General features: G+C 62.8%; 20 protein-coding genes and 1 tRNA gene. 10 read left to right on the forward strand and 11 right to left on the reverse strand.

What is annotated here, in order from left to right; translation table 11 throughout:
- Nucleotide 1: 1 nt before the first annotated feature.
- From kdpB to kdpF, 4 genes are read right to left on the reverse strand one after another with little or no spacing between them, the layout of a single operon-like run.
- Entirely contained in the window at nucleotides 2-2,095 is a 2,094-nt protein-coding gene (gene kdpB, locus QQK95_RS28965; protein ID WP_019861141.1) for a potassium-transporting ATPase subunit KdpB, read from the reverse strand.
- Nucleotides 2,092-2,325, reverse strand: a complete 234-nt coding sequence (locus QQK95_RS28970) for a hypothetical protein (RefSeq protein WP_081295879.1) — start codon at nucleotides 2,323-2,325, stop codon at nucleotides 2,092-2,094. Before QQK95_RS28970 ends, kdpB begins: the two co-directional genes overlap by 4 nt.
- Nucleotides 2,309-4,012: a potassium-transporting ATPase subunit KdpA gene (gene kdpA / locus QQK95_RS28975; protein WP_202361680.1), complete on the reverse strand. Its 1,704-nt coding sequence runs from the start codon at nucleotides 4,010-4,012 to the stop codon at nucleotides 2,309-2,311. The genes QQK95_RS28970 and kdpA overlap by 17 nt, the downstream gene beginning before the upstream one ends.
- Nucleotides 4,013-4,032: 20 nt before the next feature.
- Complete coding sequence (gene kdpF / locus QQK95_RS28980) at nucleotides 4,033-4,122, reverse strand: K(+)-transporting ATPase subunit F (RefSeq protein WP_019861144.1); 90 nt, start codon at nucleotides 4,120-4,122, stop codon at nucleotides 4,033-4,035.
- 431 nt (nucleotides 4,123-4,553) lie between these two features.
- Here kdpF and QQK95_RS28985 point away from each other — a divergent pair, with 431 nt between their 5' ends.
- Nucleotides 4,554-5,051: a YciE/YciF ferroxidase family protein gene (locus QQK95_RS28985; protein WP_027047390.1), complete on the forward strand. Its 498-nt coding sequence runs from the start codon at nucleotides 4,554-4,556 to the stop codon at nucleotides 5,049-5,051.
- 174 nt (nucleotides 5,052-5,225) lie between these two features.
- Here QQK95_RS28985 and QQK95_RS28990 read toward each other — a convergent pair whose 3' ends face one another.
- Nucleotides 5,226-5,945 (reverse strand): Crp/Fnr family transcriptional regulator, encoded by a 720-nt coding sequence (locus tag QQK95_RS28990; protein WP_027047391.1) that lies wholly within the window; start codon nucleotides 5,943-5,945, stop codon nucleotides 5,226-5,228.
- Between the two features lie 221 nt (nucleotides 5,946-6,166).
- On the opposite strand from QQK95_RS28990, the gene QQK95_RS28995 reads away from it, so the two are divergent.
- Both QQK95_RS28995 and QQK95_RS29000 read left to right on the forward strand, forming a co-directional pair.
- Entirely contained in the window at nucleotides 6,167-6,403 is a 237-nt protein-coding gene (locus QQK95_RS28995; protein ID WP_019861147.1) for a DUF6894 family protein, read from the forward strand.
- 155 nt (nucleotides 6,404-6,558) lie between these two features.
- Nucleotides 6,559-6,756 (forward strand): hypothetical protein, encoded by a 198-nt coding sequence (locus QQK95_RS29000; RefSeq protein WP_038649543.1) that lies wholly within the window; start codon nucleotides 6,559-6,561, stop codon nucleotides 6,754-6,756.
- A 147-nt stretch (nucleotides 6,757-6,903) separates the two neighbouring features.
- On the opposite strand, the gene QQK95_RS29005 is transcribed toward QQK95_RS29000, so the two are convergent.
- The 4 genes from QQK95_RS29005 to QQK95_RS29020 all read right to left on the reverse strand — a co-directional run bounded on the left by QQK95_RS29005 (nucleotide 6,904) and on the right by QQK95_RS29020 (nucleotide 9,476).
- Nucleotides 6,904-7,206, reverse strand: a complete 303-nt coding sequence (locus tag QQK95_RS29005; RefSeq protein WP_038649545.1) for a DUF982 domain-containing protein — start codon at nucleotides 7,204-7,206, stop codon at nucleotides 6,904-6,906.
- 210 nt (nucleotides 7,207-7,416) lie between these two features.
- Nucleotides 7,417-8,676, reverse strand: a complete 1,260-nt coding sequence (locus QQK95_RS29010; RefSeq protein WP_284277833.1) for an acyltransferase family protein — start codon at nucleotides 8,674-8,676, stop codon at nucleotides 7,417-7,419.
- Between the two features lie 337 nt (nucleotides 8,677-9,013).
- On the reverse strand, nucleotides 9,014-9,268 hold the full coding sequence (locus QQK95_RS29015) for a hypothetical protein (RefSeq protein ID WP_038649551.1): 255 nt from the start codon (nucleotides 9,266-9,268) through the stop codon (nucleotides 9,014-9,016).
- 118 nt (nucleotides 9,269-9,386) lie between these two features.
- Nucleotides 9,387-9,476: transfer RNA gene (locus QQK95_RS29020), tRNA-Ser, on the reverse strand.
- Nucleotides 9,477-9,844: 368 nt separating this feature from the next.
- Between QQK95_RS29020 and QQK95_RS29025 the strand changes: the two genes are divergently transcribed.
- From QQK95_RS29025 to QQK95_RS29035, 3 genes are all read left to right on the forward strand, one after another.
- On the forward strand, nucleotides 9,845-10,564 hold the full coding sequence (locus tag QQK95_RS29025) for a hypothetical protein (RefSeq protein WP_284277834.1): 720 nt from the start codon (nucleotides 9,845-9,847) through the stop codon (nucleotides 10,562-10,564).
- Between the two features lie 133 nt (nucleotides 10,565-10,697).
- Nucleotides 10,698-11,021, forward strand: coding sequence for a hypothetical protein (locus tag QQK95_RS29030; RefSeq protein WP_038649588.1), 324 nt, complete (start codon nucleotides 10,698-10,700; stop codon nucleotides 11,019-11,021).
- A 219-nt stretch (nucleotides 11,022-11,240) separates the two neighbouring features.
- On the forward strand, nucleotides 11,241-12,230 hold the full coding sequence (locus QQK95_RS29035; RefSeq protein ID WP_010911449.1) for a BMP family lipoprotein: 990 nt from the start codon (nucleotides 11,241-11,243) through the stop codon (nucleotides 12,228-12,230).
- 56 nt (nucleotides 12,231-12,286) lie between these two features.
- Here the strand turns inward: QQK95_RS29035 and QQK95_RS29040 are convergent, their stop codons facing one another.
- Nucleotides 12,287-12,685 (reverse strand): hypothetical protein, encoded by a 399-nt coding sequence (locus tag QQK95_RS29040; protein WP_284277835.1) that lies wholly within the window; start codon nucleotides 12,683-12,685, stop codon nucleotides 12,287-12,289.
- Nucleotides 12,686-12,707: 22 nt separating this feature from the next.
- Nucleotides 12,708-12,914, reverse strand: a complete 207-nt coding sequence (locus QQK95_RS29045; protein ID WP_169627215.1) for a SlyX family protein — start codon at nucleotides 12,912-12,914, stop codon at nucleotides 12,708-12,710.
- Nucleotides 12,915-13,131: 217 nt separating this feature from the next.
- On the opposite strand from QQK95_RS29045, the gene QQK95_RS29050 reads away from it, so the two are divergent.
- The 4 genes from QQK95_RS29050 (at nucleotide 13,132) to cdd (ending at nucleotide 17,334) form a co-directional block, all read left to right on the forward strand.
- Entirely contained in the window at nucleotides 13,132-14,664 is a 1,533-nt protein-coding gene (locus QQK95_RS29050; RefSeq protein WP_284277836.1) for an ABC transporter ATP-binding protein, read from the forward strand.
- Nucleotides 14,661-15,800: an ABC transporter permease gene (locus QQK95_RS29055; protein WP_019861158.1), complete on the forward strand. Its 1,140-nt coding sequence runs from the start codon at nucleotides 14,661-14,663 to the stop codon at nucleotides 15,798-15,800. The genes QQK95_RS29050 and QQK95_RS29055 overlap by 4 nt, the downstream gene beginning before the upstream one ends.
- Before the next feature lies 1 nt (nucleotide 15,801).
- Nucleotides 15,802-16,773, forward strand: coding sequence for an ABC transporter permease (locus QQK95_RS29060; RefSeq protein WP_010911455.1), 972 nt, complete (start codon nucleotides 15,802-15,804; stop codon nucleotides 16,771-16,773).
- 168 nt (nucleotides 16,774-16,941) lie between these two features.
- Nucleotides 16,942-17,334: a cytidine deaminase gene (gene cdd / locus QQK95_RS29065; RefSeq protein WP_010911456.1), complete on the forward strand. Its 393-nt coding sequence runs from the start codon at nucleotides 16,942-16,944 to the stop codon at nucleotides 17,332-17,334.
- Nucleotides 17,335-17,345 lie beyond the last annotated feature (11 nt).

Consider the following 17,345-nt stretch of genomic DNA (forward strand, 5'->3'; position numbering starts at 1 on the left):
CTTATGCAAGGCCAAGGGCCGTGACGGCCATGTCGATTATCTTGATGCCGACGAACGGCACGATGATGCCACCCAGGCCGTAGACGAGAAGGTTGCGGCTGAGCAGCGCACCGGCGCCGATCGCCCGGTATTTGACGCCGCGCAGCGACAGCGGGATCAGCGCGATGATGATGAGCGCGTTGAAGATGATGGCCGACAGGATGGCGCTCTGCGGCGTCGCCAGATGCATGATGTTGAGCGCCTGCAGCGGACCGGTGGTCTGGCCCGGCGCGACGTAGAAGACGGCGAACATGGCCGGGATGATGGCGAAATACTTGGCCACGTCGTTGGCGATCGAGAAGGTGGTCAGCGAGCCGCGCGTCATCAGCAGCGCCTTGCCGATCTCGACGATCTCGATGAGCTTGGTCGGGTCGCTGTCGAGATCGACCATGTTGCCGGCTTCGCGCGCGGCGACCGTGCCGGTGTTCATGGCGACGCCGACATCGGCCTGCGCGAGCGCCGGCGCATCGTTGGTGCCGTCGCCGCACATGGCGACCAGCTTGCCCTTGGCCTGCTCGTCGCGGATCAGCTTGAGCTTGTCCTCGGGCGTGGCCTGGGCCAGGAAATCGTCGACGCCGGCTTCCGCCGCGATGGCCGCCGCCGTCATCGGATTGTCGCCGGTGATCATCACCGTGCGGATGCCCATCTTGCGCAGCTCGGCAAAACGCTCGCGGATGCCGCCCTTGACGATGTCCTTGAGGTGGACGATGCCGAGCAGCCGCCCGTCGCGCTCCACCGCCAGCGGCGTGCCGCCGGACTTGGCGACCTCGTCGGCGATCGCCTGCAGATCCCGAACCGAGTCGCTGTTCGGCCGTGTCGCGTGGCTGGCCACGGTCGTCTGGTTGACATGGGCGAGCACGGAATCGACCGCGCCCTTGCGCACCGAGGAACCGTCAATGTCGACGCCGCTCATGCGGGTCTGCGCGGTGAAGGGTACGAAGGTGGCGTGCAATGTCGCCATGTCGCGGGCACGGATGCCGTATTTCTCCTTGGCCAGCACGACGATCGAACGGCCCTCCGGCGTTTCGTCGGCGAGCGAAGCGAGCTGGGCCGCGTCGGCCAGTTCCTGTTCGGTGACGCCCTTGACCGGGCGGAACTCGGTCGCCTGGCGGTTGCCGAGCGTGATCGTGCCGGTCTTGTCGAGCAGCAGCGTGTCGACGTCACCGGCGGCCTCGACGGCACGGCCCGACATGGCCAGCACATTGAAGCGCACCAGGCGGTCCATGCCGGCGATGCCGATGGCCGACAGCAGCGCGCCGATGGTGGTCGGGATCAGGGTGACGAACAGGGCGACGAGCACGGTCACCGAGATGTAGCCGCCGGAATAGGACGCAAAGCTCGGGATGGTGGCCGTGGCCAGCACGAAGATCAGCGTCATGCCGACCAGCAGGATGTTGAGCGCGATCTCGTTCGGCGTCTTCTGGCGCTCGGCGCCTTCGACCAGGGAGATCATGCGGTCGAGGAAAGTGTGGCCGGCGGCGGCGGTGATGCGCACGCGGATCCAGTCGGACAGCACCTGCGTGCCGCCGGTCACCGCCGAGCGGTCGCCGCCGGATTCGCGGATCACCGGCGCGGATTCGCCTGTTATGGCCGCCTCGTTGACCGAGGCCACACCCTCCACCACCTCGCCGTCGGACGGGATGATGTCGCCGGCTTCGACCAGGACGATGTCGCCGACCTTCAGGCTGGTGCCGGGCACCAGCTTGAACTTGCTCCTGTCCTCGCCGGCCAGGAGCTTGGCCTGGGTCTCGGTGCGCGCCTTGCGCAGCGAATCCGCCTGCGCCTTGCCGCGCCCCTCGGCGACGGCCTCGGCGAAATTGGCGAACAGCACCGTGAACCACAGCCAGATGATGATCTGCAATGTGAAGCGCAGGTCGCCGCCGCCGGTGATGAGGTCCCTGACGAACAGCACCGTCGTCAGCGCCGAGACGATGGCGACAACGAACATCACCGGGTTGCGGGCCAGCGTGCGCGGGTCGAGTTTGCGGAAGGCACCGCCAATGGCGGGCCACAGGATGCGGGCATCCATGATCGCGGTTGATTTTAACTGGCTCATTTTGAAGCTCCGGCTTCAGTGTTGTTGGGCGGCACCGGGTGATTGGATGCCGAAAAGGGTGGGCCATAGACCAGCAGCCAGATCACGATCATGACGGCCGCAATGCCCAGGAACGTAGACACGGTCGGGAAGGGAGGAGGCTTTGCCTCCCCCTCGCTGCCGGCCGGCGGCCGGGTCTTGCGACGCTTGCTGCTGAACAAGGGCATGGTCGCCTCAGAAGGTTTGCCCATGGATCATCGCCAGGTGCTCGATGATCGGCCCGACGGCGAGCGCCGGGAAGAAGGTGAGACCGCCGACGATGACGATGACGCCGATCAGCAGCCCGACGAACAGCGGCCCATCGGTTGGGAAGGTGCCGGCCGAAGCCGGAACGGTCTTCTTCGCCGCCAGCGAGCCAGCGATGGCGAGCGCCGGGATGATGACCAGGAAGCGGCCCATCAACATGCCGATGCCGATGGTGATGTTGTACCAGGGCGTGTTGCCGCTGAGGCCGCCAAAGGCTGAACCGTTGTTCGCCGCCGCCGAAGTGTAGGCATAGAGCACCTCGGAGAAGCCGTGCGGACCGCCATTGGCCATCGAGGCCACGGCGCTCGGCAGGACAACGGCGATCGCCGTGAAGATCAGCATGGCGAGCGGCAGGCACAGGATGGCCAGCATCGCCATCTTGACCTCCTTGGCCTCGATCTTCTTGCCGAGATATTCGGGCGTGCGGCCAACCATCAGGCCGGCGACGAAGACGGCAACGACGATGAACATCAGGATGCCGTAGAAGCCGGCGCCGACGCCGCCGACGATGACCTCGCCAAGCTGCATGTTGATGAGCGGGATCATGCCGCCGAGCGCGGTGAAACTGTCATGCATGGCGTTGACGGCACCACAGGAAGCGGCCGTCGTGATGACCGCGAACAGCGCCGACAGGGCGATGCCGAAGCGAGTTTCCTTGCCTTCCATATTGCCGCCGTCGATGCCCAGCGCATGGACCAGCGGATTGCCCACGGCCTCCGCCCAGTAGCAGACGGCGACGCCGGCGATGAACAGCACGCCCATCGACGCCAGGATCGCCCAGCCCTGGCGCTGGTTTCCGACCATGCGGCCGAAGACGTTGGTCAGCGCAGCACCCAGCGCGAAGATCGTCACCATCTGGATCAGGTTCGAGATGGCGTCGGGATTTTCGAACGGATGCGCGGCATTGGCATTGAAGAAGCCGCCGCCATTGGTGCCAAGCATCTTGATGGCGACCTGCGAGGCGACCGGGCCAAGCGCGATGGTCTGCTTGGCGCCTTCCAGCGTGGTGGCGTCGACGTAAGGCCCAATCGTCTGCGGTATGCCGAGCCAGACATAGACCAGGGTGAGCACGATGCAGAGCGGCAGGAGCACGTAGAGCGTGCAGCGGGTCATATCGACCCAGAAATTGCCGATCGATTTGCCCGAGGCGCGGGCAAAGCCGCGGATCAGTGCGATGGCGATGGCAATGCCGGTGGCCGCCGAAACGAAATTCTGGACAGTCAGCCCGGCCATCTGCAGGAGATAGGACATCGTGCTTTCGCCGCCGTAGTTCTGCCAGTTGGTGTTCGTCACGAAACTGGCGGCGGTGTTGAAGGCGAGCGCCGGGTCGACCGCGCCCATGCCGGCGGGATTGTAGGGCAGACTGCCCTGCAGGCGCTGCAGGCCATAAAGCACCAGGAACCCGGCAAGGTTGAAGAGCAGCAAAGCCACCGCATAGGCGGTCCAGTGCTGTTCCTCGCGTTCGCTGGTGCCGCAAATGCGGTAGAGCCCGCGCTCGAGCGGGCCGAAGATCGGTGAAAGCAGCGTGCGATCGCCGTTGAAGACGCGGTGCATGTAGAAGCCAAGCGGCTTCGTCAGCAAAACGATGATCCCGCAGAAGACAAGGATCTGTATCCAACCGTTCAGTGTCATGGCTGTGGCTTTCCGTGCCTTCAGAAGCGTTCTGGACGAACGAGGGCGTATGTGAGGTAGGCGAGCAGGAACAAGGTCACGCCGCCGCCGAGGATGTAATCGAAAAGCATGGCTCGATCCTTCAGCTCAAATTCTGTCGCAGGCTTTGACGTAGGCCAAGGATAGGGCAAAAAACAAAACCCCTATCCCGAGAACAATGATGTCCATTGTGCTTGTTCCTTGCTTGATTTTTCTAATCGGCATCTGCCGGAGCAGACCTGCAATTACGTGAAAACGGCGCGCCGCATTCCGATTGGCGGCGTCCGACGTTTTTCTCATGCGGAATATGGACCCGATCGCCATAAAGGTTCGAGACGGCGCGGGGCGGAAAGAAATAGGAATTTTATAAAGGTTTTTGCCGGCCCGTCGGGGTCGGGGGAGATGGCGTCCCGATGAGGATTTGTCGGGTTGGACCGCTCGACCGCGCTATGCGGCGTGGATGGAACGAATCATCCTGCGGGAGATTGTCGGCTTGAGGGTTCACGCATCAGAGGATATGACGATGGCAAAGCAGAAAATGCTCGACGACCTGTTTCATGACACGCTGAAGGACATCTATTTCGCCGAAAAGAAGATATTGGCGACACTGCCGAAAATGGCCAAGGCCGCGCAAAGCGCCGAGCTGAAGGCCGCCTTCGAAAAGCACCGCACCGAGACCGAGGGCCACGTCGCGAGACTGGAGAAAGTCTTCGGCGTGATAGGCAAGAAGCCGGTCGGCAAGACCTGTGCGGCCATCATGGGTATCACCGAAGAGGGCGCCGAGATCATGGACGAGTACAAGGGATCTCCCGCGCTCGATGCCGGTCTGCTGGCCGCCGCGCAGGCGGTCGAGCACTACGAGATCTCACGCTATGGCACGCTGAGGACGTGGGCCGGCGAACTCGGCCTGAACGAAGCCGTGACGCTTCTCGAAGCAACGCTGAAGGAAGAGAAGGCCACGGACGAGGCCCTGACCAAGATCGCGGAGTCGGCGGTCAACGTAGCAGCCGAAGCAGCATAAATCTGCAAGATCGGAGGGCGCACTGATCGGCCCAAGGTGTGTCGAGATTCAGGTCAGGTCGCGGCGAAAACGATGGCTTTCGAGAACCGGAGCGGAGCGTACTTAAGTACGTGAGCACTGGAAGCGCAGAAAGCTATCGTTTGCAGCCCGACCTCAACTGAATATCGATATACCTTAGCGCGGCTCCCGCATCATGCTGAGATAGGTGGGATCGAACTCGGCGATTTCCTGCAGCCGGTGCCAATCCAGGATGGTCACGGTGTGGTTTGCCCAGTTGACGACTCCGACCTTGCGCAAGGCGCCGATAACCCGGTTCATGTGCACCACCGACAGGCCGAGCACATCGGCCAGTTCAGCCTGCGAGAGCGGCAGGTGAAAGCTCATGCCGTTGGTCCGCTGCACCACCTGCAGCCGCACGAAGAGCTCACAGACGAGGTGGGCCAGATGCGAGGTCTTGGAGCGCCGCCCCATGGCGACGATCCACTCGCGGTGGATGGCGCCGTCGACCAGCGTGTCCAGCCACAACAGCCGGGTCAGGTGCGGCGCCTGCTCGGTGATCGTGCGAAGCCGGCTATGGTCCGCGAACATGACATGACAGGGCGACAGAGCGACGATGCCGTGATCCATGGTCTTGAGCAGGAAAGCGTGGAGATCGACGAAATCGCCGGACACCTGCAAAGAGGTGAACTGCCGGCCGCCATTCTCCAGCACCTTGTAGCGCGCCGCCAGCCCGTCGAGGATCAGCGTCGAATAGGTCGGCCGCGACCCCGATGCGACGATGTCCTGGCCGGTGGCGAAATGCCTCTCGAAGGTCATGGCGCCGGCTAGCAGCGCCTTCTCGGCGTCTGACAGCGCGTCATGCTGCCCCAGGTTCAGATAGAGGGATTCAAGCACCGCAATCTCCGGCGAAAGGGCTTCGGCAGCCGATCGCCATCTTGTTCTGTCGGAAGCAAAGGCGGCTTCGGCTGCACTAAGCCTTTCGCCGCTGACAGGCATTAACATTTGTTAGGGCTGCTTGTTCCACCGCAAATGCCGCCTCTGATGGAACAACTGGCTGGTCCGCGAATTGTCGGTTGAACATCTCGCCATTTCATCAGTCTGAGGTTCAGCCCATCATGCCTCGATATTATCTTGACCTCTACAATGGCGACGGTCTGACGGTCGATGATGACGGCCAGGTCTTCGAGACGCGCGAACGCCTAAGGCGCGAAGCGATCCGTATTCTGCCCGACATCGTCCGCGACGAGATCATCGAAAACGACCATACCGCCATCACCGTCAAGGTACGCGACGAGGACGGACACCAGGTATTCGAGGCATCGCTCGTTGTCTCATCAGGCTGGTGTGACTGACATCTCTCTATCCCGGAACATCGATGACAAAAGTTTTCCAACCATCATTTGTAATCGCCGCCCCTGCGGCAACGCTGCACCATGCGGGGCCGGAAGATGGTGGAGGCGGCGATTTGTTCCAAACCAACGCCGGCTCGTAATGGAGTTAGCAGCACATGGTCCGTGCAAAAGTCGACACCCAGCGCGATGAGCGCGCCAAGCGTGAATCGCAGATCGTGATCGATGCCGAGCGGGCGGCCCGCGAGGAAAAAACAGCCAGGCTGAGAGAGCTGCGCCTCGCAGCGCAGTCATCGCAAGAGCCCGATCCGACGAGGCCCAAGCCGACGCGTCGGCGCGCGCATTCGAAAGGTTGATCGCCTACACCGCTGGGCAAACATCATTGGTGGACAAAGGCGATCCTTGTGATCGTCTTGCAATAAAGCGAAGCCCGGCTCGGGAAGGCCAAGCCGGGCTTTCGGTGGTGGCGGCGTTAGTCGTCACGCCGGGAGGTGGCCTCAAACTCAGGCGGCGTAGCCGCCATAGCCGCGCGCGACGGCGCGCGCCACGATGACCGGCTCGATCTCGGGCCAGAGGATGCCGGTTGCTTGTGCGAATTCGACCAGCGCATGGCGCGCCTCGTCCCTGGTGATACAGCCTTCCAGCGCAAGGCCACACGCCTCGACGGCATTGCGGTAAAGGGGACCACGGCGCGAGGTCGTCCAATCGGTCAGGAAATCGTGCATTTCGGCCAGCGAGGCAATCTCGCGCTTGAAGCCGAGGCCCACGGTCACTGCGACCGGTGAATGAAACAGCTTGTCGTGCATGAAGCAGGCTCCTGATTATAAGCAGCGCCAGGAGAAATATCCGGGCTGGTCCACGGACGGGACGCCGTGAAACGCGCTGCGGGCCAAGAGGTTCCAGGCCGGGAGCTTTCATATGAAATGCGGCGGTCGTGCTCTGATCGCCATGCCCGCACAACCCATCGTTCACGCCAGCCCAGGCCAATCAGGCTGGGCGGTCAAATGGCCAGGGAATCATCGCTCCTGGGCGTTATGCGCGGCCTGCAGACTGTCTTGTGAAACGTCCCGGATGCGCCAGGGCTGCCCTGCGTCAGCGGCTGTCGTCTCACGCACCTCGCGCTGCGTCGACAGGCGAAGAACTGCCGCAAGACGGTTTCCCAGCGAGACGCCCGGCTTTTCGACCACAAGATGCGCGACCAGCGCCATGAGGACCAGAAGCACCATCGCAATCAACATCACGAGCCAATATTGGGCGGCGTTGTCCATGGCGAAGGCCCGCAGGGGCGCGATGGAGAATGTCGAGACGAAGGCAAGCCCTTGCAAGAGATAGATGCCAAAGCTGATCTCACCCAGCCGCACTGAGCGGGAGGCCGTCAGCAGACCGAAGAAATCAGCGCCCGTCACGACCAGGAAGAAGGTGGCAATACACAGCAGCATCGGCCCCGGCGCATAGGCGGTCTTATAGATGACGAAGATACCCACCAGCATCGCCAGGGCGACGGCGGACAAGGCGTGCCGATGCCATTTCACCAGCAGGCCGTGTGCTTCAAGCGTTGCGCACAACATTCCGCCCGCGAAAAGTCCCAGATAGCCGTAGGCGGGGCTGCCTCCGTTCACTGACATGAGAATTGAAAAAGCCAGGAGAACGACTGGCAAGCCTATGCGGGCCACCGGATGCCGGCTGAATATCGCCGCGATCGGCAGGCTGAAATAGAACAGCCATTCATAGGGCAAGGTCCAGGTTACGCAGGCCAATACGCAGATGCGGGAACTCGAAAGCGGAACGTAGCCGAAGACACCGAACAGCAGATTGAAAAATGCCCGCTCGTAAGTCGCGAAGGCCGAATAGTCGATCGCGCCATCGGCGACCTCCAAAGCCATCGCCGTGCCGACGGCCACAACATAGAGAGGCCCGATCCTGAAAGCCCGCTTGAGCAACAGCGTCGGAAAATCCACGGGGGACTTTGCCGACAGCAGTTTCCCCCAGAACAGATAGGCCGAGATGATGAAGAACAAGGATACGCCCACCTGTCCCAGCGGGCCATAGAAAGCCGATGGCGGATACTTCCATGCGCCGGTCACCAGCATTTCATGGTAGATGACGGCGTGGTGAAGCACGACGGCAAGCGCCAGATAGCCTCGCATTCCGTCTATTGCCCGCACCCTGGAGGAGTTCGATCCGAAACCTACCCGCTGAAACAGCGGCATGCCCGCAAGCGGCCAAAGCAGCGCGACGACCACAAAAGCGGGCCAGATGTCATAAAGTCCAACCACGATTGCTCCGAGCCGATGCGCACAGCGCGCTGAGTCGCGTTGTTGGACTATGCAACCTTGCCCGGAGCCGGCACAAGCGCTCGCCACCATCCGCCAACCGAACAATCATTGGCCCTGCGAAGACTTGTCGAGCAAAAGGCCGTGCACAATGCGCAGCGCTTACTGGTCGCCGCGCTTACTTCGGCATGGTTACTGCGGTGCTGGAGCGGGAATTGTGGAGGCGGAAGACGGTGACGACAACCAGTATGGAGAAGATCACAATCTCAGTGACTGCGCCGACCGTGGCGCACACGGCGCTACTCCTGAGCCGAACGAATCCCAAATCATGTAGACCAAATCATGTAGAATTGGAGTTCGCGAGTGGATCGATCTTCGTCAGGCGCTCTCTGGCCTCGATGACACGCCGCTGAGCGGCTCTTATCCTGCCGCAGAGCGCAATATTGATTCCCACCCCGCAATCTTCGTCCAGCATTTCCTTGGCGCGCCTGAGGGTGACCTCCGCCCGCTTGACTCGCTGTCTGGCCTTGGCCAGTTCCAAGATCATGAGATCGGCCATCGCACCGCGCCCGTTATGCTCCAGGGTGTACATCATGAAGTGCTAACTCATAACGTAGCGGATCGTTCCCCTTAAGGCCTTGGGGGTACCCTCTAGGTCGCAGACCCTTGGATCGCTTGTGGCTGACACCGAGATCAATCAGCGATTGGAACGCTGGCGGAGAGAGCGGGATTCGAACCCGCGTTACGGTCTCCCGTAAACACACTTTCCAGGCGTGCGCCTTCAACCACTCGGCCACCTCTCCGTCCTTGCCTTCGCGCCAGCCGGTTTCGCCGCGCGGGTTGGGGAGATGCATCTCCTTGGGGGCGCGGCGCGGAGTGTCCGCGCCATGGACGCCGCCCAACCAGCGGACATCCTTCCCCGGCACCTGAGCCGTCGAAGCAACAGGCGCGGGGCTCATCTAGTCGATCCCGCGCCGAATGCCAAGCCATAACGGCACTCTATTCGCTTTGCCGGCCACATGGCGGTTCGCGATGCGGTCGCCGCACCGGTTTCCGGGGGCGCCGGCGCCGAATGATGTGCACAGGCAAGGCCGCAAGAGCCGCCGCGCTTGACTTCGCCGCCGGCCGCCTGTCGAGTGAGGCAGAGGCTTTGCGGGGGCATAGTCCGGACATGACATCGAGCAGCGAACAACCGGACAAAGGGCAGGCGCCGGCGGGCCGCCCGGGCGGCGACCTTTTTTACGTCCCGGTGGGCTGGCTCATCTTCGTCATGGTGTGGTCGGTCTATGGCCTGGCGTCGGCATGGTGGCTGGTCGGCAATTCCGGCCTGCCCGACAAGATCTTCTATTTCCTCGTTGGCGGGCTCGTCGCCAATGTCATCACCATCCTGTGGGGGCTTTATCTGCTCGGCCTCGCCTTTGGCCGTTCAGTGCGTTTCCCCCACCATTTCACCATCTGGCAGATCGCCACCATCGTCTGGGTGCTGGCGAGACAGGCCTATGTGCTGACCGTGCCGGAATTCGTCTTCTCCGCCAGGAGCCTCGGCATCACCGCCATCGAGATCGGCATCGGCCTGCTTTGCATCTACCTGCTGCGCCCCGGTTCCGGCGCCGGGACCGCCTACGCCAGGCAGCAAACCGAAGCGCCGCCGGTCTTCGTTTCCATCATTGCCGCCTTGCTCGGCATCATTCTCGGCGCCATCATCGGTGCCCTGGTCGGCTTCTTCGCCGGCTCGGTGATCGCCGATGTCGCCGAGGTGAGCTGCTTCGAGGGCGGCTGCGGCTATTTCGCCGCCTTCATCGGCCTGGCCGGGCTGGTGGTCGGCGCCATTGCCGGCGGCATTCTCGCCATCTGGCTCGTCCATCGGCGCAGGCGCAAGCCTGTGGCATAGGGACGGAGAAGCGCGGGCCTTCAAATTCGCGTATCGCGGTTGCGGGCGGGCCAGACAAATTCTATTTCTCGTTTCGGGACACGTGCCGGAGATTCCTTGGGAAAGCACCAGGATCGGCCGGGGGAGAACCTGGATGTTTCGCTTCATTTTCCGCCTTGCCGCGATGGTCGCGCTGTCGGTCTCCGTCATCATGGCGGTGATCGACACGACGCGCACGGTGGCGGCTTCGGCGCTTGTGCTGACCCCGCTCAACGCCAGCTGGCTGGCGGTCTCGCCGGACACGCGGGCGGCCTTCGAAACCTTTGTCCGCGCCAAGGCCAGTCCGCTTTTGTGGGATGGCGTCATCGCTCGGGTGCTCGACCAGCCGGGATTTGCCGTGTTCGCGGTGCTGGCCTTCCTGCTCTACGCCATCGGCTACAGGCGCCAGCGGCGCACCGGCCAATTCGCCGCCAACTGATCGGCAAAGGCCGCTCGGCAAAGATCGAGCTGCGGCGCGGGCTGCCCCTGGCACGCTTTTCCAAAAGGTCAAAATTCCGCGTGAATTTTGTTTCGGGCCGTGCCAGATTGCCGCCGAGCGGGAGGGGAATACACTCCTGGCTGACGTCGCATGCCTGCCGCAGAACCGGGCAGGCAGGCGGGGCGTAACGGAAAAAATAACCGACAGGGTGTGGATCACATGAAACGTATCGTTCTCGGCCTCCTGGCCGCAACCGCAATGGTTCTTCCGGCTTTCGCCGCGGATGTCCAGCCGGCCATCCTCTATGATCTGGGCGGCAAGTTCGACAAATCCTTCAACGAGGCTGCCTTCCATGGCGCCGAGAAGTTCAAGACCGAGACCGGCACGCCCTATGTCGAGTTCGAAGTGTCCAACGCCTCGCAGCGCGAGCAGGCGCTGCGCCGCTTCGCCGAGGACGGCCACAACCCGATCGTCATGGCCGGCTTCGCCTGGGAGGATGCGCTGAAGAAGGTCGCGGCCGAATATCCCGATCTCAACTTCGCCATCATCGACGACGCCGTCGACCTGCCCAATGTCCGCTCGCTGGTGTTCAAGGAGAATGAAGGCTCCTACCTCGTCGGCATCATGGCCGCGATGGCATCGAAGTCGAAGAAGGTCTCCTTCATCGGCGGCATGGACATCCCGCTCATCCGCAAGTTCGAATGCGGCTATGTCGGCGGTGCCAAGTCGGCCGGCGCGACCGACGTCATCCAGAACATGACCGGCGACACGCCGGCTGCCTGGAACGATCCGGCCAAGGGCGGCGAAATCGCCAAGACGCAGATCGACCAGGGCTCCGACGTGGTCTACGCCGCGGCCGGCGGCACCGGCGTCGGCGTGCTGCAGGCGGCGGCTGATGCCGGCAAGCTCGGCATCGGCGTCGATTCCAACCAGAACGGCCTGCAGCCCGGCAAGGTGCTGACCTCGATGATGAAGCGCGTCGACGTTGCCGTCTACACCGCCTTCATGGATGGAAAGAACGGCACCTTCAAGGGTGGCGTCGAGAATCTCGGCCTCAAGGAAGGCGGCGTCGACTACGCCATGGACGACAACAACAAGGCGCTGGTGACCGACGAGATGAAGGCTGCCGTGGAAAAGGCCAAGGCCGACATCATCGCCGGCAAGATCCAGGTGCACGACTACACGACCGACAACGCCTGCCCCTATTGATCGGCAGACACCGATTTGCGAACCGCCGGGTGAAAACCCGGCGGTTTTGCGTTGGCCTATAGTTTTCCGACGAAATAGCCGAGCGCGAACACCGCGATCAGCACGATAGCGATGACGGCGCCGCGCCGGCCGCCAAGTGAATGCACGCCAACGCCGTATGGTGACCGGGACAGGCTTCGGATCACGGTTCGCGGTTTGGCATCATTGCCGAGCCCAACGCTGCGCATCTGTGGCAATTCGGCGAGGCGTTGCGTAACCAGCGCCCAATGATTGGCAGGCAAGGCAGGTTTCTCGGCGCGGTCGAAAATATGCATGCGTTCGGCAAGCTGCAGCACCGCGTCACGGAAGGCAGGGTCTATCTCCAGATCGCGCTCGGCCCGTTCGCGATCGGTATCGTTCATCAGGCCGAGCACGTAGTCGCCGGCTCGCGCGATACGATCCCTTTCACCGACCATGGCTTGTACCCTCCCCTCGTCCTCACCAATGCGGCGGCTTGGTCACCGGCACGTCGGGCGCCGCCTGCTCCTCCAGCGCCAGGAAGCGATCGGTCAGCGCGTCGAGCTTGCGCTGCATGCGCTCGATCACCGTCCACTGCTCGGCGATCTGTCCCGACAGTTCCTCGATGGTCCTTTCCTGCTCGGCGGCGCGGATTTCCAGCGTCGTCAGCCGGTCGGCGGGCATGATCATTCGCAGTCCCTGAACTTGCACCACAATGCCTTGCGTCGTGATGCGATTTCGACGTCGCCATATTAGCGAATATGAAGCCTGCGGACACGTTGGAAATTGACAAGCGCACCGGGATTTGCCGAGAGTGGATACTGCTCCGGCCAATTGGCACGGACGGGGCGTCATGCTAGGCATTTTGACCAAGCGATAAAAAAATAAGAGTGGGACTGGCTGCATGGCGCAAGCCGCAATCGAACTGATCGGCATCAACAAGAGTTTTGGCGCCGTGCGCGCAAACCGCGACATCAATCTGGAGATCGCGCGCGGCACCATCCACGGTATCGTCGGCGAGAACGGCGCCGGCAAGTCGACGCTGATGTCGATCCTCTACGGCTTCTACCAGGCCGACAGCGGCGAAATCCGCGTCGGCGGCAAGCCGGCATCGATCAAGACCCCCAATGACGCGATCGCGCTCGGCATCGGCATGGTGCACCAGCATTTCATGCTGGTCGACAATTTCTCGGTGCTGGAAAACATCATTCTCGGCGCCGAAAGCGATGCGCTCTTGAAAAGCAGCATCGCCAAGGCACGCTCCGAACTCGACCGCCTCGAAAGGGAGTATGGGCTCGAAGTCGACCCCGACGCCATCATCGAGGAACTGCCGGTCGGCCTGCAGCAGCGCGTCGAAATCCTCAAGGCGCTCTATCGCGGCGCCGAGATCCTCATTCTCGACGAGCCGACGGGCGTCTTGACGCCGGCCGAGGCCGACCACCTCTTCCGCATCCTCAAGCAATTGAAGGAACAGGGTAAGACGGTGGTGCTGATCACCCACAAGCTGCGCGAGATCATGGCCATCACCGACAATGTCTCGGTCATGCGCCAGGGCACGATGGTGGCGACGCGCGAAACCAGCAAGACGACGGTGGGCGAACTGGCCGAACTGATGGTCGGGCGCCGGGTGCTTCTGAGGGTCGAAAAGGGCGAAGCGGAAGCCGGCGCCGTCAAGCTCGCGGTCAAGAACCTGACGGTGAAGGATTCGCGCGGCGTCACCATGGTCGACGACATCTCTTTCGACCTGCGCGCCGGCGAGATCGTCGGCATTGCTGGCGTCGCCGGCAACGGCCAATCCGAACTTCTCGAGGCGATTTCCGGCATCAGGCATGCCGTTTCAGGCTCGGTCATGCTCGACGGCAAGCCGATCGACCTGACGGGTGCCGCCGATCCCGGCGAATTGCGCGACCGAGGGCTGGCGCACGTGCCGGAGGACCGGCACCATGTCGGGCTGGTGCTGGCCTTCGAGGAGAACGAGAATTCCATCCTCGGCTATCACGACGACCCCCGCTATCTCAAAGGGCCATTCCTCAACGTCGATGCCATCATGGCCGACGCCAAGGACAAGATCGAGAAATACGATATCCGGCCCGGCAATCCGCGCCTGAAGACGGCGAACTTCTCCGGCGGCAACCAGCAGAAGATCGTTCTGGCGCGGGAGATGGAGCAGGATCCAGGCGTGCTGATCGTCGGCCAGCCGACGCGCGGCGTCGATGTCGGCGCCATCGAATTCATCCACAAGCGCCTGATCGCCATGCGCGACCAGGGCAAGGCCGTGCTGGTGGTCTCGGTCGAGCTCGACGAGATCCGCTCGCTCTCCGACCGCATCCTGGTGATGTTTGCCGGCCGCATCGTCGGGGAGCGCGGTCCGGAAGCGACCGAGGGCGAGCTTGGCCTGCTGATGGCGGGCGTCGAGCGCCAGGAGGCAGCACTTTGAGCACGCCATACGCCAAACTGCCGGCCTGGGCCGACTATGGGCTGATCCCGCTGATCAACCTGGCAGTGGCCTTCATCGTCGCCGGCTTCGTCGTGCTCCTGGTCGGCGAGAACCCGTTCCGCGCCGCCGTCATCCTGGTCGAGGGCGCCTTCGGCAAGGGGACCGGCATCGCCTTCACCCTCTTCTATGCCACCACCTTCATCTTCACCGGGCTTTCGGTGGCGGTGGCGGCGCATTGCGGCCTGTTCAACATCGGTACCGAGGGACAGGCCTATATTGCGGGCTTGGGCATCGCCATCGTCTGCCTGTCGTTCGACAGCGTGCTGCCCTGGTGGCTGACATTTCCGATGGCCATCGTCGCTTCGGCGCTTGTGGGTGCTTTGTGGGCGCTGATCCCCGCCTATCTGCAGGCCAAGCGCGGCTCGCACATCGTCATCACCACCATCATGTTTAACTTCATCGCCGCCTCGATCATGGTCTATCTGCTGGTCGGACCGCTGAAGCCGGCGGGGTCGCAGGCACCGCAGACCCGCAACTTCCTTGCCGGCGCCGAGCTGCCGAAACTCAACTGGATCATCGAACTGTTCGGCGCCAAGATCCGCTCGGCGCCGCTCAACGTCACCTTCCTGCTGGCGCTGCTCATGGCCTTCCTGGTCTGGCTGCTGATCTGGCGCACCAAGCTCGGCTATGAGATGCGCACCTATGGCCATAGCCCCAAGGCGGCGCGCTATGCCGGCATTTCGGAAACCCGCATCATCATCACCGCGATGATGATCTCGGGCGCGCTGGCCGGCATGATGGCGCTCAATCCGGTGATGGGCGACCAGCACAATGTCGCGATCGACTTCGTCTCCGGCGCCGGCTTCGTCGGCATCGCCGTGGCGCTGATGGGGCGCCTGCATCCGGTCGGCATCGTGCTGGCGGCGGTCCTGTTCGGCATGCTCTATCAGGGCGGCGCCGAACTTGCCTTCGAAATGCCGGCGATCAGCCGCGACATGATCGTCATCATCCAGGGCCTGGTGATCCTGTTCGCCGGCGCGCTCGAACACATGTTCAGGCCTTACATCCAGGCGCTGTTCGCCTCGTTCAGTCCGAGGTCGGTGGGCATGGAAGCGGTCAAGGGAAAGGGCGCCTGAGATGGATGTCTTTATCGCCATCGTGCAGATACTGGACTCGACCATCCGCCTGTCGGTGCCATTGTTGCTCGCCTGCCTCGCCGGCCTCTTTTCCGAGCGTTCCGGCATCTTCGACATCGGGCTGGAAGGCAAGATGCTGGTCGGCGCCTTCGCCGGCGCCGCCGCTGCTTCCGTGTTCCATTCGGCCTTTATCGGCCTCGGCATGGCGATCCTGATTTCGGTCGCCTTCGCCATGGTGCACGGCTTTGCCTCGATCACCCACCGCGGCAACCAGATCGTTTCCGGCGTGGCGATCAATTTCATCGCCGCCGGATCGACCATCATCCTCGGTCAGGCCTGGTTCCAGCAGGGCGGGCGCACGCCGGCGCTCCAGCCGGGCGAGCGGTTCGACGCGATTGTCTGGCCCGGCGCCGAGGCGGTCAGGGACGTGCCGATCATCGGGCCGATCTATGCGGAACTGATATCGGGCCATTCGCTGCTGGTCTACCTCGCCTTCCTGATGGTGCCGTTCACGTGGTGGGTGCTGTTCCGCACCCGCTTTGGCCTCAGATTGCGCGCCGTCGGCGAGAACCCGGCCGCTGTCGACACCGCGGGCATTTCGGTCGCCTGGCTGCGCTACCGGGCCCTGATCTGCACCGGCATTCTCACCGGCGTCGCCGGCGCCTATCTGTCGATGGTGCAGAATGGCGGCTTCGTGAAGGACATGACCGCCGGCAAGGGCTATATCGCGCTGGCGGCACTGATCTTCGCCAAATGGAAGCCGGTCAACGCCATGTTCGCCTGCCTGCTGTTCGGCTTCCTCGACGCGGCGGCGATCCGCCTGCAGGGATCACCGCTGCCGATCATCGGCAAGGTGCCGGTGCAGTTCATGCAGGCGCTGCCCTATATCCTCACCGTCATCCTGCTCGCCGGCTTCATCGGCAAGGCCATCCCGCCGCGCGCCGGCGGCGTGCCCTACGTCAAGGAACGCTGATGCATGTCGCCCAAAAGTGACCTCGGTTTTGGGAGAACGACATGCATAAAACAAAGAGTTAAAGCGCGTCGCCTGAATCCGTTTCGACGCGACGCGCTTTAAGGTTTGACGGCCCGGCGTGTGCCTCGCGCCGGGTTTTGGACACGATCATCGGAGAGAACAACTGAAATGTCGCATGATCTGTTCGAAGCGGCCAGGACCGCCATGGCCAAGGCCTATGCGCCCTACTCGAAATTTCCGGTGGGCGCCGCCTTGCGCACCGAGGACGGACGCGTCTTCACCGGCGCCAACATCGAAGTCGCTTCCTATCCCGAGGGCTGGTGCGCCGAGACCACCGCGCTTGGCCACTACATCATGGGCGGCGGTGGCAAGATCGTCGAAATCGCTGTCCTTGCCGAACGCATGGCCAAATGCTCGCCTTGCGGTGGCTGCCGCCAGCGGCTGGCCGAATTCTGCCAACCGGACACGAAACTCTACCTCTGCGACAATACGGGCGTGGCCGAGACCGTGACCATGGGCGACATGCTGCCCTATGGTTTCCGCGGCGACATCCTGAAATGAGGAATTGGCTC

Origin of the sequence: Mesorhizobium huakuii (assembly GCF_030160235.1) — a bacterium.
GTDB classification, from domain to species: Bacteria; Pseudomonadota; Alphaproteobacteria; order Rhizobiales; family Rhizobiaceae; genus Mesorhizobium; species Mesorhizobium huakuii.

What these genes read in the sequence shown, in the direction of transcription:
- kdpB (WP_019861141.1), bottom strand. Translation starts at nt 2,095, where the DNA reads ATGAGCCAGTTAAAATCAACCGCGATCATGGATGCCCGCATCCTGTGG.
- QQK95_RS28970 (WP_081295879.1), bottom strand. Translation starts at nt 2,325, where the DNA reads ATGGGCAAACCTTCTGAGGCGACCATGCCCTTGTTCAGCAGCAAGCGT.
- kdpA (WP_202361680.1), bottom strand. Translation starts at nt 4,012, where the DNA reads ATGACACTGAACGGTTGGATACAGATCCTTGTCTTCTGCGGGATCATC.
- kdpF (WP_019861144.1), bottom strand. Translation starts at nt 4,122, where the DNA reads ATGCTTTTCGATTACATCCTCGGCGGCGGCGTGACCTTGTTCCTGCTC.
- QQK95_RS28985 (WP_027047390.1), top strand. Translation starts at nt 4,554, where the DNA reads ATGGCAAAGCAGAAAATGCTCGACGACCTGTTTCATGACACGCTGAAG.
- QQK95_RS28995 (WP_019861147.1), top strand. Translation starts at nt 6,167, where the DNA reads ATGCCTCGATATTATCTTGACCTCTACAATGGCGACGGTCTGACGGTC.
- QQK95_RS29000 (WP_038649543.1), top strand. Translation starts at nt 6,559, where the DNA reads ATGGTCCGTGCAAAAGTCGACACCCAGCGCGATGAGCGCGCCAAGCGT.
- QQK95_RS29005 (WP_038649545.1), bottom strand. Translation starts at nt 7,206, where the DNA reads ATGCACGACAAGCTGTTTCATTCACCGGTCGCAGTGACCGTGGGCCTC.
- QQK95_RS29015 (WP_038649551.1), bottom strand. Translation starts at nt 9,268, where the DNA reads ATGATGTACACCCTGGAGCATAACGGGCGCGGTGCGATGGCCGATCTC.
- QQK95_RS29025 (WP_284277834.1), top strand. Translation starts at nt 9,845, where the DNA reads ATGACATCGAGCAGCGAACAACCGGACAAAGGGCAGGCGCCGGCGGGC.
- QQK95_RS29030 (WP_038649588.1), top strand. Translation starts at nt 10,698, where the DNA reads ATGTTTCGCTTCATTTTCCGCCTTGCCGCGATGGTCGCGCTGTCGGTC.
- QQK95_RS29035 (WP_010911449.1), top strand. Translation starts at nt 11,241, where the DNA reads ATGAAACGTATCGTTCTCGGCCTCCTGGCCGCAACCGCAATGGTTCTT.
- QQK95_RS29040 (WP_284277835.1), bottom strand. Translation starts at nt 12,685, where the DNA reads ATGGTCGGTGAAAGGGATCGTATCGCGCGAGCCGGCGACTACGTGCTC.
- QQK95_RS29050 (WP_284277836.1), top strand. Translation starts at nt 13,132, where the DNA reads ATGGCGCAAGCCGCAATCGAACTGATCGGCATCAACAAGAGTTTTGGC.
- QQK95_RS29060 (WP_010911455.1), top strand. Translation starts at nt 15,802, where the DNA reads ATGGATGTCTTTATCGCCATCGTGCAGATACTGGACTCGACCATCCGC.
- cdd (WP_010911456.1), top strand. Translation starts at nt 16,942, where the DNA reads ATGTCGCATGATCTGTTCGAAGCGGCCAGGACCGCCATGGCCAAGGCC.